Annotated in this window: 17 protein-coding genes; 14 read left to right on the forward strand and 3 right to left on the reverse strand. The window is 57.7% G+C overall.

Translation table 11 applies throughout. The features are described 5' to 3' along the window. Positions 1 to 61: 61 nt before the first annotated feature. Complete coding sequence (locus P0Y33_RS05935) at positions 62 to 634, reverse strand: DUF7342 family protein (protein WP_279529624.1); 573 nt, start codon at positions 632 to 634, stop codon at positions 62 to 64. Between the two features lie 164 nt (positions 635 to 798). Between P0Y33_RS05935 and P0Y33_RS05940 the strand changes: the two genes are divergently transcribed. From P0Y33_RS05940 to P0Y33_RS05975, 8 genes are all read left to right on the forward strand, one after another. Beyond that, the gene (locus P0Y33_RS05940) at positions 799 to 1,344 is read left to right on the forward strand and encodes a DUF7342 family protein (RefSeq protein ID WP_279529625.1); all 546 of its coding nucleotides are present in this window, start codon (positions 799 to 801) and stop codon (positions 1,342 to 1,344) included. Between the two features lie 39 nt (positions 1,345 to 1,383). Next, positions 1,384 to 1,833: a hypothetical protein gene (locus P0Y33_RS05945; RefSeq protein WP_279529626.1), complete on the forward strand. Its 450-nt coding sequence runs from the start codon at positions 1,384 to 1,386 to the stop codon at positions 1,831 to 1,833. Positions 1,834 to 1,958: 125 nt separating this feature from the next. Continuing rightward, entirely contained in the window at positions 1,959 to 2,294 is a 336-nt protein-coding gene (locus P0Y33_RS05950) for a hypothetical protein (RefSeq protein ID WP_279529627.1), read from the forward strand. A gap of 8 nt (positions 2,295 to 2,302) precedes the next feature. Then, entirely contained in the window at positions 2,303 to 2,614 is a 312-nt protein-coding gene (locus P0Y33_RS05955) for a hypothetical protein (RefSeq protein WP_279529628.1), read from the forward strand. Between the two features lie 156 nt (positions 2,615 to 2,770). Further along, positions 2,771 to 3,940, forward strand: coding sequence for an ISH3 family transposase (locus P0Y33_RS05960; protein WP_279529629.1), 1,170 nt, complete (start codon positions 2,771 to 2,773; stop codon positions 3,938 to 3,940). A 773-nt stretch (positions 3,941 to 4,713) separates the two neighbouring features. Beyond that, the gene (locus P0Y33_RS05965; protein WP_279529630.1) at positions 4,714 to 5,871 is read left to right on the forward strand and encodes a Fic family protein; all 1,158 of its coding nucleotides are present in this window, start codon (positions 4,714 to 4,716) and stop codon (positions 5,869 to 5,871) included. Between the two features lie 487 nt (positions 5,872 to 6,358). After that, on the forward strand, positions 6,359 to 6,883 hold the full coding sequence (locus P0Y33_RS05970; protein WP_279529631.1) for a hypothetical protein: 525 nt from the start codon (positions 6,359 to 6,361) through the stop codon (positions 6,881 to 6,883). 326 nt (positions 6,884 to 7,209) lie between these two features. Next, positions 7,210 to 9,936 carry a hypothetical protein gene (locus P0Y33_RS05975; protein WP_279529632.1) on the forward strand — a complete coding sequence of 909 codons (2,727 nt, stop codon included), beginning with the start codon at positions 7,210 to 7,212 and terminating at the stop codon, positions 9,934 to 9,936. 673 nt (positions 9,937 to 10,609) lie between these two features. Here the strand turns inward: P0Y33_RS05975 and P0Y33_RS05980 are convergent. Next, positions 10,610 to 10,834 (reverse strand): hypothetical protein, encoded by a 225-nt coding sequence (locus tag P0Y33_RS05980; protein ID WP_279529633.1) that lies wholly within the window; start codon positions 10,832 to 10,834, stop codon positions 10,610 to 10,612. Positions 10,835 to 11,076: 242 nt separating this feature from the next. Between P0Y33_RS05980 and P0Y33_RS05985 the strand changes: the two genes are divergently transcribed. From P0Y33_RS05985 to P0Y33_RS06005, 5 genes are all read left to right on the forward strand, one after another. Further along, a complete protein-coding gene (locus P0Y33_RS05985; RefSeq protein WP_279529634.1) occupies positions 11,077 to 11,874 on the forward strand; it encodes a DUF7847 domain-containing protein in 798 nt (265 codons plus the stop codon). Positions 11,875 to 11,914: 40 nt separating this feature from the next. Beyond that, the gene (locus P0Y33_RS05990) at positions 11,915 to 12,664 is read left to right on the forward strand and encodes a hypothetical protein (RefSeq protein WP_279529635.1); all 750 of its coding nucleotides are present in this window, start codon (positions 11,915 to 11,917) and stop codon (positions 12,662 to 12,664) included. A 47-nt stretch (positions 12,665 to 12,711) separates the two neighbouring features. Continuing rightward, positions 12,712 to 12,894, forward strand: a complete 183-nt coding sequence (locus P0Y33_RS05995) for a hypothetical protein (RefSeq protein WP_279529636.1) — start codon at positions 12,712 to 12,714, stop codon at positions 12,892 to 12,894. 45 nt (positions 12,895 to 12,939) lie between these two features. Further along, positions 12,940 to 13,254, forward strand: a complete 315-nt coding sequence (locus P0Y33_RS06000; RefSeq protein WP_279529637.1) for a hypothetical protein — start codon at positions 12,940 to 12,942, stop codon at positions 13,252 to 13,254. Positions 13,255 to 13,361: 107 nt separating this feature from the next. Next, positions 13,362 to 14,135, forward strand: coding sequence for a hypothetical protein (locus P0Y33_RS06005; protein ID WP_279529638.1), 774 nt, complete (start codon positions 13,362 to 13,364; stop codon positions 14,133 to 14,135). Between the two features lie 72 nt (positions 14,136 to 14,207). Here the strand turns inward: P0Y33_RS06005 and P0Y33_RS06010 are convergent, their stop codons facing one another. Continuing rightward, positions 14,208 to 14,702, reverse strand: coding sequence for a hypothetical protein (locus P0Y33_RS06010; RefSeq protein ID WP_279529639.1), 495 nt, complete (start codon positions 14,700 to 14,702; stop codon positions 14,208 to 14,210). A 519-nt stretch (positions 14,703 to 15,221) separates the two neighbouring features. Here P0Y33_RS06010 and P0Y33_RS06015 point away from each other — a divergent pair. Then, complete coding sequence (locus P0Y33_RS06015) at positions 15,222 to 15,497, forward strand: helix-turn-helix transcriptional regulator (protein WP_279529640.1); 276 nt, start codon at positions 15,222 to 15,224, stop codon at positions 15,495 to 15,497. Positions 15,498 to 15,543: the final 46 nt, after the last annotated feature.

A 15,543-nucleotide genomic window follows, 5' to 3' on the forward strand; every position in this document is an offset into this window, starting at 1 on the left:
AGTGAAGAAGACCGTCAGATTTGGAGCTAGGCCGGCGAACACCAGCCATATGCAAATCGGTTTAAGTAGAGCTGGAATGCTGTCCGATACCTAGTTCGTAGTTACCGCTACTTGTGGAAGTGAGCGTGTCTGCCTCAAGAGTCGTGAGGGAACTCCTGAGAGCGTTGGCAACTTGGATCGCTTCCCGAATCTCAATGTTGTACTCCCATTCGGAGATAGCTTCAAGGCGCTTTTGCCGCTCATCGTGGTCGAAGTCTTCGCGCCCGATACTCTGTCGAAGTGCCGTGAGCGAGTCGACGTCGTATTCGTCCTTCCATGCATCAATCTCGTCCACGATCGCGTTGAGTTCCGCTGTAAGTTCGTTGAGTGTATGCGCTTCCGCGAGGTCGCGGACCTCATTAAGGAATTGAGTGACGGTATCTGGCTTGTAGCATGTTCCGCGGTCAGTTTCGACGGTCGTGAGGAGGCCCTGGTCGACGAGCTGTGAGAGGTACTTGGCGGCAGTATCCCGTGAGACAGCAGCTTCGTCGGCGATCCATCCTGCATTCCGTGGTGTCGTTCGCGTTTCTGCGACGTGCTTGAGGCGCTCACCCGCGTCCATATCTGCTGGCCAGTCCGTGTTCTCCTCGCCCATATCTCCGAGTACACCATAGCTGCACAAACAATTTTGTGTCAAGTGGTGAGTCTAACGATTGGCACCCTCTCACTGCTCCAGACAGTGGAGGAGGTCAAAAGGACGGGCGCATACATACTTTAGCTCCCACAAATTAATGTGAGTGTAGAGAGTACTATCTCGTAATGTCTGAGGACACGCCAACCCCTCCCGAAGTCAATTTGACCGAAGAGTGGGATCGGGCGGTCGAAGACCGGACAGTCAAAGATCGAATTTACGAAGTTTCGACTACGCTTACTTCGCCCACGGCTGTCGCGGATATCGCAGAACGTGCTGACTGTACAAAGGAAGGAGCCCGTCCGCATCTCGAGTGGTTTGTTGAGCTCGGCGTCCTTGAGAAGGTCGCTGACAATCCGGCACTCTTCGTCCGCAACGAGGCTTATTTCGAGTTTCGTCGGGTGACGGAGCTCGTCCGTGAGTTCGAGACACCGGAGGCAGTTGCAGACGTAATTGAGGAATATCGCGTCCGTGAACGGGAGCTTTCGAGCTACTTTGAGGCGCCTGCTCCAGAAGCAGTCGTCCTTTCCGACGTCGACTATGATGACTTGGACGAAGCCTACGACAAACTGAGCGAATGGCGCACCGTCAGTCGGCGCCTTCGCGAACTTCGAGAGGCAAAGCTCCGCCTCGACTCAGATACGAGTGGGACTCCCGCCTCAATGTTGCCCTAATTCTCGATGGGGCGAACAGACAATCTCAACGAAGAAAGAATGAGGCTGCTTGGTAGTCGGCTCGCCGATCTCGACCTAATTGAGATGGTCCAATACTTTCCATCCGGGAAAGAAGACCGGGTTGTCGTCTCCTTTGAGGCCAGCTACTTCCCAAATGTCGTCGATACCGCGAACCTTGAGTTCCGACTCCGGCTCAATGGAGACTTTAACTTCCAGTATCGCGAAGATTGGTCGGGTGAATCCTGGACGTGTCGATGGGACCGGCATCCAAACTCGCACAATCGCCGTGAACATTTCCACATTCCTCCGCGACCACAAGAGGAGAACGCTATTGATGCAGATTTTCCGGACAATCCAAATGAGATACTAAAGCTCATCCTTGAGACTATCGAAAACCGGATCAATGATCTGTGGACCGCGACGACGAACCCTGAATTTCCTGCAGAATATGAGTTCGAGGGAGAGTATGGAGATGATTGGCTCTGTTGAAGTCCCCTGTTTGACTGAAACTCTCTCAAAATAGCCTCCCCTGGATTAGGAAAATGAGTCGTGTTTCGAGTCGCCAACAGCCGCCCGACCCAGAGACTTACCGTCCGCGAGCGTGACCGAGAGATATGGAGTGCCCGGGATGTGGGAGTACAGCACTCTCCCAGGAGGTCGGTCCGGAGTGGCCGATAGGGACGTCGCTCGCGGACGCTATCCTCGACGTCGACGTGGATGGGCGTATCGTGCTCGCACGAAATTGCTGGACATGCGGCTGGAGCGAAGAGCGGGTCGTCCGCGTCGAGTCCATTGACGAAACATCGGGCGATCCGGATGTCGTTGAGCGACGGCGCCTCCTCGACACGCTCACTGACACGCTTGAAGACGTCGAGGACACAGAGACCCTCGAACGTCTCCTCGAAGACGTTCGTGCACGCCGAACGAGTGATGGCTCTCGCGAGTCGTGAGTGTCTGTATGTCGACGCCCTACTACGACGTTCGGGAGGCGACCGGGAATCCCGATCATCCGTCCGTTGGCGCCGTCTGTGAGCGTCTCCTCGCCGACGCCCGCGACGGTGGTGAGACACACGCGAATGTGGTCATGGCCGACATCCTTGAGCAGTACGGTGCCGAGTGCGTGCGGACCGTCGTCCGACGTGTGCTTGTCGAGAACGCTGCGTTTCGGAGTGCGACCCACGGCCTGGAGATGGACGCGACGGCGGGTGCGTGGATCGGCGCCGTCGCCGTCGATATCCTCCACGATATGACGGGGGTTAGTGAGACCTGAGCGCGCAATGCGGAGATTGATGGACAATCCATCAGTGACCCCCCACCGTCAGATTGTTCCAGACTACTAGGAGTGGTCGGAGAGGTACGAGCACCACACCACTCTCAGATTCAGTACTTCACAAAGCCGTTAGTTGAGAAGTCCACTTGCTGAGTTGTGTCCAAGCAACCGAAGCAAGCGGATGGTGAAATCCACGAGGACCAGCTTCTTAACTTTCTCGTCAACGTTCTCACCGGCTCATTTACCTTAGACCTCGGAGAGAACGCTGAAATCGACCCAGAGGGCATTTTCGAGGTCCTCGTCGGCGCGACCGCCGACGGGACCTCGATCTCCTCACTCTGCAAGAAGAGCGAAGACGCTCCCTCTGCCAATGATGTCCTCTATCACCTTCGCTCCAAGTTTGACCTCGAAACTGTCGAATCTACCGGAAACACGCTTCTCCAGCAGGATGTCCTTGAAACGCTCCCCCAGCAGGTGGAGGTCGTCGCTGACCTCCACCTGCGCCCCTACTACGGTGACGAAGATGAGACTGACGGCCTCTACTATAGCGAGGCCAAAGCAGGAACGACTGCATTCCACGCTTACGCCACACTTTACGCCCGCGTGAACAACAAACGATACACCTTGGCGGTGCGCCGTCTCACTGACGGCGACACCGCCAGCGACGTCCTCGCTGAGTTCCTTGGACTGCTCAACAACTTCGACTTCGACGTCAAAGCGGTTTATCTCGACAGCGGCTTCTACGACGGGAAGTGTCTCACGTTGCTCCAAGCACACAATTTCGCATACATCGTTCCAGTGATCAAGTGGGGCAGCAAGATCAAGAACGAACTCAGCACAGGCTGGAGTCGTGAGATCACTCACGATCTCACGACGTCCTATGGCGAGTACGAGTGGACCGTCGAGTTTCCAGTGATGATCGACTGTACCTACAAGAACGGTCGATACGGTGAGCACGGGGTGGCGCGTCACGGCTACGCCGTCGACGCGCCGTTCGTCGATGAACCTCAACAGGCTCGATCCCAGTATAGCAAACGGTTCGGGATCGAAGCAAGCTACCGTCTCTCCGAGTCAACGATCATCTCAACGACGACACAAGATCCCACGAGACGGCTGTTATTCGTCGTACTCAGCCTACTGATTCAGAATATCTGGCGGTACTTGCACTGGGAGTATGTGGCGACGCCCCGCCGAGGCGGGCGTCGCCTCTGGTGGTGGCCCTTCGAAGAGTTCGTCGACATGGTGACACGGGCAGCGTGGACGGCCCTCGCGGTGCGTCGGGCCGTCCCCGCGAATCGACCACCGGACGACCGGTTTCACCGGTAACTGGTGACCGAGTACGCCTCCACAATTAGTGACAACGCCGTCGCGTCGGCGGCTGATCGCCGCCGACTGCGACGACTGCTCGTCTCTCGGCGTAGGAATAGATCTTCTGAGCACAAATCCATCTCTGGTTCGTCGGTAACTCACGGTGCAGCGTCAGTTAGCTCCGGATGGTTTGTGAGGTACTGAGATTGTTTCTTGGGGACCGAGAAGCCCCCGTCGGCGACCTAAAAGACAGCGTCAACGTCTGTCGAGACGAGAAACAATCTGATGGTGGGGAGGATAGCTAGTCTCGAAACAAATCGACAGAAGTGTGGGTGCCTGCCCGTCAACACAACTAGATCTCGACGTTCTACAGACGTATCGCGAAGAGGTCGCGGCCCTCAACCCTGCGGCGTATTTCGCGACCTACCAAGACTTGTTGGAGCCATATCTCGCCGCCGAGACCGGCCGTCGCCACTACCGAACCGTAACTACAACTAGTCGCTACCAGCCTTCTGCTGGTGGTAGTTCGTCCAGACTGTGGAGGCTGAGGAAGGACACGCTAAAACTGGAGTCGGCTGGTCGATGCACTCCTAATGTATTGAGAAGGTAGCTGGCTTTCACTACTCTATTTTGCCACTGTCTGGGTGAACGATTAGGCCAATTCGTTTTCTCACACAATTGTAGGCAAAGGATCGCTGCGAAAAGTTGACTACAACTCCTAGATGAGGCCATTAGTCAATCTAGTTTATATGCGGTATGATTAACAAGCTGTAGTGCGTCTTGTATTCCAAATGCCGACTCGGAATCTTCCACACGACGCGCCTGGACATCTTCAGGAGTCGCATCCACACCCATACTACATTCCCGAGAAGCTTCCACTCTCATCGCCTATCGAGATCGACGACGAACTCACGACGCTCATCTCGGATGCGTCGTTTCAGCTTGGGCGAATCGACGGGATTAGCCCGGCGGTTGACTTCTCACCAGTTCTCTACACATCACTCGTCCGAATTGAGGCTGTTGAGACCGCAGAGATCGAGGGAGCGGACGTCAGCATGGACGAAGTTTATGCCTACCATACACGACAAGAGTCCAGTGATAGTATCGACGTCAGCCGCGACTTGCAGGAGGTGCTGAACGCAGAGGAAGCACTACAGCGGGGATTCGATGCTATCAAGCGTGGAGATCGGATCTCGATTGATCTACTACAGTCGCTCCACGAGATTCTACTTGATGGTGTGCGCAATGAGGGACAGGTAGTTGGCGAGTGGCGGACTAGCGATGTCTATCTTCCCTCGCCACGAGGTGGCCAGTCCCCGTTCGTACCACCGCCGCACAGCAAGGTTTCGGAACTCATGGATTCGCTTGAGGCCTACATTCAGATGGGAGGCGAGCACCACCCACTGATTGACCTCGCGATTACACACTATCAGTTCGAAACAATTCACCCGTTCGCGGACGGCAATGGTCGACTCGGCCGAATTCTGATCGTACTTCAGCTCTGTGCGGATAGCTATCTCAGCGAGCCGTACCTCTATCCAAGTGCATACTTCAATCGGAACAAACAGGACTACGTCGAGAAGATGCGTGCAGTGAGTGAGGAAGGCAATTGGCGTGACTGGATTGAATTCTTCATCGAAGGAATCGAGGCACAAGCTCGAGACTCCTACGAGCGAACGTTCAAGCTACGGGAGCTCCGCCGTGAGTACGAACAGCGTTATCCGAACATGAAGACAAGCCATAGGCTCGCGCGTACCTTGCTTGACATGCCCTATTTCACAGCGACTGAGGTGCAGAAGCGCTTCGACGTGAGTCCACAGACTGCCTACAACGCAATCGACGATTTAGTCTCGGATGGCCTCATCGTCGAGACAACTGGCAAACAACGAAATCGAGAGTACAAGGCCGTCGATGTCTTCGGTATCCTTGAACGGCCATCGGCTCAGTGAGGGCTTCAAACTAGGTGGCGAGGCGGATTCTCCGTCCCATTGTTGGCGGGGAGGAAGCCGACAGTTACTGCCTACTTCAAACTGTAAGTCCACCAACAATCCCCGCAGCACCGCACGCAAGGCAGTTGATCCCATAGCCACACCACTCTCAGATTGTTCTCGATACTCGCCACATCGCCTGACCAACCCTTAATCTCCTGTCAAAACACCCGATACACCGCCAAAGACGTCGAAAATCGGCTAAAGTGGGATTGAGCGCCGACGGTGCTTTTCCCAATACCGACCATCGGGCTATCTGCATGTCGACAAACCACGACGCAGAGCAGCCGACACATACCGAGTCGGCGACGACCGCCGAACTCGCCCGGGAGACAGTCTTCGAGACTGTCGATCCAGACACATCAAAACGGTACTCAAACTCCACTTGGGGATCTGGGCGCTACTCTTTCTGCTTGGACTCGTTTCAGTACTGCCGGGACTCGACCGCGTGATTCCCTCGACGCCGATCACGATTACGGCACTCGCCGTCGCTCTCATCACGGTGGCTATCCTGGCCGTCCTCGTGTATGCGGCGCCGCACGTCGAGACCCTCGTGACACAAGCCCTCGCTGCGAACGAACCACTAGCGCCGAAAGCCGGTACGATCGCGAAGTCCCTCGTCTTCGTGGCGACAGTGCTCGTTGCCTATCACGGATTTGCGGGAGTGGTCGTGCCGTTCCTCGAACCCACCGACACAGTCTGGATGTACGACATCGCCTTCCTCGCGCTGGCACTCATCCCGACGGCAGTCATCGCGATCGCTCTCTACCGGGCACTCGACCCCGCTGCTGAACAACTCACGCAATCGTTCACGCCAATCGAGACCATCGAGGACTCCGAAGAGACTGCAACCAGCGAGGAATCCGACGACGTGACTGAGACAGAATCGATGGAGAGCGTCGACGCCGAGGGAACCGATACGACGAACGACACGGAGAATACGACCGACGAAGATCCAGAGACGAGCAGATAGTAAAATCGTGATTAGTAAAATCTGAATTAAGATAATCTCGATTAGTACCTCTCTATCCCACAGTATCGACCTTCTCCCAGAGTCACCCCACTGAGTGCGGCCTTCCGAATTGTTAAGTCAGTGAACACTCAACGGTCTCGAGTAACAGACATGTGGGGAATCTGGGAGCGGGTGAAAGCCCTTCGGCGTCCATATTCTGGTGTGGGTGGAACTGTCTCGAGGCCGCCAAGCGGCTGGTGGGGACAACTGTGAGGAGAACACGCGCGATCGGGCTCTCACTACTCGTCATTACTGCGAGCCTCACCGGAGTACTCGGCGCCGCGGCCGTGTCGTCGCAAACGAACGTCGCGATTGCACTCGACGACGCGTCCGTCCAATCTGGAACGAACGTCACGGCTACCGCATACGGCGTCCAAGGTGACTCAGTCACCTTCCAACTCGACGCCGACAACGACGGAACGTTCGATCGGACCTGGACGGTCGCTGCAAACGATAGCACCGTACGGACGACGTTCGACCCGAGTGACTACAGACAGACGCAGGGCACCTTCTGGATTACTGCGGAAGGGACGACCTCCTCAGCCTACGGGGAGATCGACGATACATCGCCGTCGGCAGCGGTCACAACCAATACTGCCGACCACCAGGTCGAAGTCGACGTGACTGCCTGGGACGCACTCGATAACGACTGGGAACGCCTCCAGACACTCGAGGCCTCGCTCACCGGCCCGATGAACACGACCCTGACGCTGGCTGACTTCACCGAGCGGTCCGACCGCGGAACGAACGGAACCCACTACACGACGACAATCGACGTCGGGACGGACGGCCGCTATACCCTGCACCTCTCGAACGTGACTGATACGGCCGGCAACCCGGCCGGCGAGACCGTCACCGCAGCGTTCATCGTCGACACGAACCCACCGAACGTGTGGAACGGGTCGGCCGTCGATACGACGAACCGGAATCGCGTCGTCGATGATGGTGATACGGTCACCGTGACGGCAAACGTCTCAGATCGATTCCTGAATCGGGTCTGGGTGGATGCGACAGCACTCGGCGCCGATAACGTCACGCTCTCGAAGGTGAATGGCACCGAGAGCTACTACCGTGGGACCGTGACCATCGATGCACAACACGCTGCCGCCGACGGCACACATGCCCTCACGATTTGGGCCGACGACGCCGGGCAGAACGTCAACCAGACGACGACCGACCCACTAACGCTGGATACGACGGCCCCATCGTTCGCCACCGAGCACCCCTCACCAGGCACGTTCACCGATGACCGCACGCAGTCGGTCTCGGTGGCCATCCGCGATCGGAGTGCCGTCTCCGGGACGATCGAACTGGCAGACGCCTCGGGAACGCTCCTCGATGGCACCTTCGAGAATACATCTGGGGTAACTCTCCAAGATGGGACGGTCATCGTCGACACCAGTGAAGCCATCGCGGACGGTACATTCGCTGATGGGCCGGTCAACGTGACTGTCTCGGCGACTGACGCCGAAGGCCACACCAACACGACGTCGTGGCACGTCACCGTCGATACCGTCGCGCCGACGATCACGAATACGACTGTCGCCGACGCCGACGAGAACGGCATCGTGGGCAACGGCGACAACGTCACGGTTGCTGCAACCGTGACTGACGCACACTTAGGCGAGGGTGGCGTTACGCTGAATGCGAGTGCCTTCGGCGCCGGGATGGTCGTGATGAGCCCCGCCGAGACGGGTCGTCATCGCTACACCGCGACGGTCACAGTGAATGTCGCATCGAACGTGAGTACTCAACGCGACCTCTCGATACACGCAATCGATCGCGCAGGCAACGTGAACACCACGGGCGCGGGTACCCTGCATCTCGATACGGTCGCCCCTGAACTGCCGACTGGCGTGCGTGGGTCGCCGATCAATATCTCGAACCAGTACGCCTACCCGCTCACAGTCACCCTTCCCGAGGACCACCAAAACGAGACCGTAGCAATCCGGCTTTCGAACGGAAACACCACTATCACGACTTCGACCACAGTCGAGGCCGACGCCGAGACAGCACAGGTCACCGTCGACGCTCACTCCCTGCCACAGGGCCACGTCACGGTGGCCGCCAAAGTAATCGACCCGGCGATGAACGTCAATGCCGGTGGATGGACCACGCTCGACACAGTGTTGAAAGACACCGTCCGGCCACGGGCGAGTTCGGCACACGCCGTCGCGGGCACCCAGACGATCTCCGTCCCGGTCTCCGAGCACCTTCCCGAGCGTGACTACACCGCTCTCGATCTCGAGTACACCGGCCCCCAGTCAATCGAGAGCGTCACCCTCTCGCAACCGAATATCCTCTCTGTCCGTCTTTCGAGTGCAGTGACGGAGTCTCAGCTCTCGAACCCGAACGTCACAATCGGCCTTGACGAAGACACGACCGACCGCGCCGGGAACCAGGCCGTCGATGATGGTGGCGTCATGCTCACGCCAAGTCACTACTTCTCGGGAACAGTCACCTACGACGACGACGGCAGGGATGCGTCGGGCGTGACTGTAACGGCCACGTACGACGGCGAGGTCATCGCCTCGACGACGACCAACTGGGCCGGTCGATACGGGCTGCAGATTTCCGACCCGGATTTCTCGACCGACGACGAGATCATCACGCTCACAGTCAAGGATGTCTCGAAGCGCTACCAGTGGAACGCAGGCGCGACGACGACAGCCGACTTTGTCATCGCGAGTCCTGTGACGAGTGAGGGGGATACAGACGACAATGACGTGGATGTGTCTGCTGTCACCGCGGCGACGACCCAGTCGACGACAACCACGACACAGACGACCCGAACGACTCGAACACAGACGACGCAGACAACTCAGACCCAGTCAACCTCCACGACATCGAGTACTTCGACGACCACAGAGGAGGCGGGTCTCCAGTACATCGCTGCCGGAAACTGGACGACCAGTTTCGGACTCCTCTTGCTCACACTGTTCGTGGGACTGGGTGCGCTCGCTGGGTGGCGCTACTGGAGACAAAACCAGGAGGACGAACCACCGCGTCTCTAGAGCTTCAAGACGGTTTTCTGCGGTTTTCGGGCGGCTATCGGATACTGGCCCGGGTCTCGATGGCTTCGGCGTCGACGAAAGGACAGTGTCGTCGTGCCTCCCGCTACGCTAAGAACGCAGGCGAATACAGGATGTAGGGAATGTTCCGTGTGGGAATACAGTGTGTGTCTCCACCGATAGGTCCAAATCCACAGCTTCAGTCGTGAGTAGCAGGACCCGAAAACTGGACCTGAACCGTTGCATATGCGTGAAGGGTCTAACAGTGCCATCACTATCGATCGGTGTGAAACAAAATAGTAGAATCCGTTAGAAGAATCGGCCAGGCCGGTCACCACCACCGAATTCACCGAACAGCTTGCCGGACAACAGAAAGTCGCTCATCTCGGTTCTGGTGAAGGTGGTAACGGCGTCGTGGTCGGTTCTGGCGAATTCACACTTGGGCTTGACTGCGACTCGACAGCGTCTTCTCCCAAGATCGGCGTCCGCGGGCTGTAATCATTCTCCTTACTGATCCAGTACAATCTTTTTCCGCTTGTTGTTCGCAGTTTCACATGCCTCGACGCATCCCACCTGCGTGCCGAGGCATACGGGCAGTCTCTCCCGAACGAGCGCCGGTAGCAGTCACCCACTCACCACCATCGTCCTCGGCGCTCGTTCGGCTCCTGACAGAGTATTAGCGGAAGTCGTGGGCTTCCGCTAATACTCTGTCATTGACGACGCCGTGAACCGCAACAGGCTCAGAATTTGCACTCACGTCTTTCTCCACAACCTTGCTGGAACTAGCTTCGACGTCGTGCGATTCCCACGCTCCGAGTCCGGCAGTCGTTTCGACGGCGAAATGGAACACGTGAGAATCGTCCGTTGTATTCCTGAGGTTGACCGCGAGTTCTGCGATCATAGGGGTATCGGCGGCTAATCCTGCGCACCCGGACAATAGTGCGACGGCAAGACCGGACTGGGCCAAGAAGCGACGTCGTGTGGAGGGCATTGCTGTAGTACCAAACACAGCAGACAATTTGGTCTTTCGCCCGTCCCCACAGTACCGAACGAGAGTCGAGTAGGGGATATCGATGGAACCAGTTGAGTCGCCGAGAGCTACCGACAGCAAATACTTTTCAGGTATCCAATCAATTGGCCAGTATGGCTGTCCTGAATGCCCTCCGCCGAACGCCGAGCGCCCTCGCTCGCAACCCGGTTGTGTTCGTCCCCGTCCTCGTGTTGATGCTGTTTCAACTTCCACAGTTCCTCCTCCAGACGGTCGATCCACTGCTCAGTAGCCTCGTCTCGCTGGTGATGACGCTCGTCTTCGTTCTGGCCGTGCCCTTCTTCCAAGGCGGGATGATCGCGATGGCCGATGAATCCCTCGACGGCCACACCTCACTCCAGACGTTCATCGAAGAAGGGAAGGCGAACTACGTCTCGATTTTCGTCGCGTATCTCGCGTTGATGGCCGTCAACTTGCTCCTCGGGATGGTCGCCTTCTTCCTGGGCATCTTCGGCGGCGTGCTGTACTTCGGCAGTGGTGGCCTCGATTCGGCAAATATACTCATCCTCGCTATCTTCGGCGCCGTCGTCCTCCTCGTCGTCCTGCTGTACATGCTCGTCCTCTTCTTCGTCCAGTTTTACGGACAGGCAATCGTCCTGGAAGGTCACGGCGCGGTTGAGGGACTCAAGCGCAGTGTTTCAGTCGTTCGCCACCACCTCGTGAGCACACTGGGCTACACAGTCCTCTGTGGGGGTATCGGCGGCGTCGCTGGCGCGGTCTTCGGAGTCGCCTCACTCCTGATGTCGCCACGGTCCATGATGGCTCTCAGTCTGCCAGAGCCGTCGCTGTTGATCATCGTCGGGACGAGTCTCCTCGTCGTCGCGGGTGGGACGGTATTCGGCGGCGTCTTCGCCGTGTACTCGGTCTCGTTCTACCGCACACTCACACGCTGAACCGCAAGCAAACCTGCACACACCTCATCCGATATCGACCATGCCCCTCTCACTGACTGGAGGTGACCTCTTCGGCATCGGACTCGCCCTCATCGGCGCCATCGTCGCCGGATTCAGCGCACGCTACGTCTGGCGCGCGACGGCAATTCACAGAGCGACGCCGATCGCGAGTCGAAATGAGACAGCAGCCGGAACACTCGTCCAGATATCCGGGACCGCTCAACAGGGAGAGGCGGACTTCCTGACAGCGCCGTTCAGCGGTTGCGACTGTCTGGCACTCCGATATGCCGTCGAGGAACGACGGCTGAGCCCGCTCCTCCTGCCGTGGTTCGTCACTATCCACGAGAAGGCGGGCTCGGACACCTTTCGCGTGCAGACGACTGCGGATGTTCTCGATATCGTCGCTCCAGCGCGAACAGTCGTGTTCGCCAGACACGTCGTCGCATCCGTCCCTGCGGAGAGTGAAGCACCCGAGCGCATCGCACGGTTCGAACAACGGTCCTCCACGGTTCCGTCGACGACGATCTGGCGCAATCCACCGACGATACTCAGACCACTCACATCGTTTCTCTCACTGGGGACGCGTCGCTACACCGAACAGCGTCTCACCCTCGGAGACGAGGTCACAGTGGTCGGTCGTGTTACCGCGTCCGGGAGCGGAATCGACCCACTCGTCGTCTCCGATCGATCGCCGATACAGACCACACTCCGAATGGCGAAGACTGCACTTGCGGGAGTCCTTATCAGTGGCTTCTCTATCGCACTTGGCGTCGGTCTGCTCGCCGCCTGAACCGTTCGGTAGCCAAACTACTTACCGATTCAGAGACTATTTCGAGTATGTCTGGTCGTTCCCAGTCGAAGCTCCTCCAGTCCCTCGGAGTGATTGCGGCTCTTGTCGGACTCGTCGGCTACGTCGTCTTTGGCTGGAGATTCGGTGAGGGTGGCGGCGTCGTCCCGAACGCACTGGGAGTTGCTTTCGCGCTCGTCGCCGTCGTCTGGACTATGTATCGACGACTCTGAGCGAACCATCCATCGAGTCCGTCTGAGAATCCGATCAATTGCACCATGAAGGACGATCCCATCCTCGACCTGTTTCGCGGTGCGTCCGTCGTCGCAGTCTTCTTCCTCACGCTCGTCTTGCTCTTCTTTCTCCCCCGGCCTGGCTATCAGACTTCGCGACTTGTACTGTTCGCCGTCGTGCTCTTCGTCGGGTGGGTTGGCGCCGCAGGTGCGATATTCAGTCGCTCCAATCTCCTCGTTGCCGGTGCAGTCGGCCAATTTCTCCTCGGCTTTTGGAACTTCACAATCGGTGTATGCTGGTCGGAGGCATACTCCTCGCTACCGCACTCCTCCTCCGCGAAAATTCACGGTGAGTGGTAGTTGGGACCCGGTACAGTTTTCAGCGATTCTGAAAGACTATCGAGTCGATGCCCACACTTGGTCCCCCGAAACGCGGTCGGGCGTGTACCAGCTTCGCTCTCGTCGGTATGCTCATCCTCGCGGGCTGTGCAGGTCTGAGCCCGCCGACGAATGCGACAAGTGTAGCCCAGCCAACCGCATCGCCAAATTCGACGACGAACCAGCCTGTCCACGCCGAACTTGACCAACTCCCGGCCGGACTCAACGAGAGTGGCGTCGCGAACGTGAGTCGCGTCGTCGCCGCACATCAAGCGAACGTCGCACGCCAACCAGGACAGATTGTCTCTCGAACGAATGGCTCTCTCGGCGGCCTCGTCGTCGTCGCGAACACGACGGCAGTCGCGACTGCAAACCTCACACAGATTCACTATGAGAGCCAGAGCGTCACGTATCGCCCCAATCGAACAACGAACCGGACGACGATCATTACTGCGAACGCGACCGCGATGAGCCAGCGCGTCGTCGTCGACGGAAACGTTACGTTGGCTAATACTCGTAATCGAACCGCAGCCTTTGACCGAGCACTTCGTGGGCTTTCGACTGCAACGAATCCGATTCGAGGTGCCCTACAGCGTGGGAACTACACCATTGCGGCCGTCTCGACGGCAGATGGTCGGCAGGTCATCACGCTCCGGTCGACCACCTACGCTGGCGGGAAGCTTTTCGACGACGAGAACGTCACCCAGTATAACGCAACTATTCGTCTCACCCAGAATGGCACCGTTTTGAGCGTGACTGAGCGGATCGAAGGGACGACTGCAGGCCACAAACGCCATTACTACTACTCATTCGAGTTCACTCCAAAACCGGTGACTCCGGATTTGACCTCCACCCAGGGCTGAAGCCGTGCAGAGGACGTCAAGGCGGTGAAACAAATGCTCGAGGATTGACCCCCGAGGCGGTTCGCTGCCTCGCTAACGGTATTCCGGACAGCCGCCGACGAACTCGTCGATTTCCTCACACTGATCGTCGACGACTACTGCAAGTGGGTCTTCTGGATCGACATGCGTCGGCCCACCATAGCGGACGCTCACAACGACACACTCTGGCGGGCTCTCGAACGGCGCAGTGAGAGTGCGTTGAGTCCACTTCCCGTCGTCAGCGCGAGCGAAGACCACATACTCGCCAGGGACAGTGTCCCACGTACAGTCGGCGACTGCGCCAAGAATCCCCTGCCCGGATTTCTCTTCGAGTGTCTGCGACGAGGTGTGGACGACCTCGCCGTCGCGTTCGACCCGCAACTCGATCGTGTGTCCCTGTGCAGTGTCGAAGTTCTTCGCACTCAGCCACCCGAGCGTTGTCGTCGGCGTCGACGTCGAGGTCCGTCCGGGCTCAAGACTGTCGAGACAGCCTGCGGCACTCGTGGCGCTAAGCGTACCGACGCTACAGAGGAGGGCACGGCGATCCATATCCGAGGCTATCTGAGCGGAATCGGATAGTTTCTCGGTACGATCAGCCACTTCTTCTCACAGCCTCTGACCGACGAACCACCGATGCGTTCCTCGACGCCGAGACAGACGAGACGAGTGGGCACAGACCCACCTTTCGAACGACGGCACGGTCGAACTCGTCCTGGCCGACGACTGTGCTTGTCGCGGGGGGACGTCCAGGTCCGGGCATTCCGCAGGATGTAGGCCCCTTCTCGACTCGGACCGAAAATACTGGCAAACATCGTCGACCCACGCAGCATCCTACTCGACATCTGTAGTCGCAACCAGTCGGACGTTCATCGTCGGTCCCATGGAACTGTGCTCTCACAGGACCGTGGAGAAGAATTGCAGAGACCGCTATCTCCACACCCCATCTCAGAACTCACTCAGTGGTTTCGGGGTTTAAAGACAAATATTTATCAGAAGTCAGTATATATCTTAGAAAAGTAGTCGCACAGAGTGCAAACAGTGAATATCCTTGAATATACAGTAGTCTGTATGCACGACCTAACAGGATTTCAGAGAGATCTGTTGTACGTCATCGCCGGTCTGGACGAACCCCACGGACTCGGTATCAAAGAGGAACTCGAGGAGTACTACACCTCGGACATTCACCACGGCCGACTCTACCCGAACCTCGATACCGTCGTCGACAAGGGACTCGTCGAGAAGGGCGAAATCGACAAGCGGACGAATTTCTACACGCTAACTCGACGCGGTCAACGCGAGCTTGAGGACCGCCGAGAGTGGGAGAATCAGTATGTCGACCTCTAGCTGTCGGCAATAGCGGGGGAGAAAACGTCTAGGTCCGAATCCACCA

Origin of the sequence: Halospeciosus flavus (assembly GCF_029814175.1) — an archaeon.
GTDB lineage: Archaea > Halobacteriota > Halobacteria > Halobacteriales > Halobacteriaceae > Halospeciosus > Halospeciosus flavus.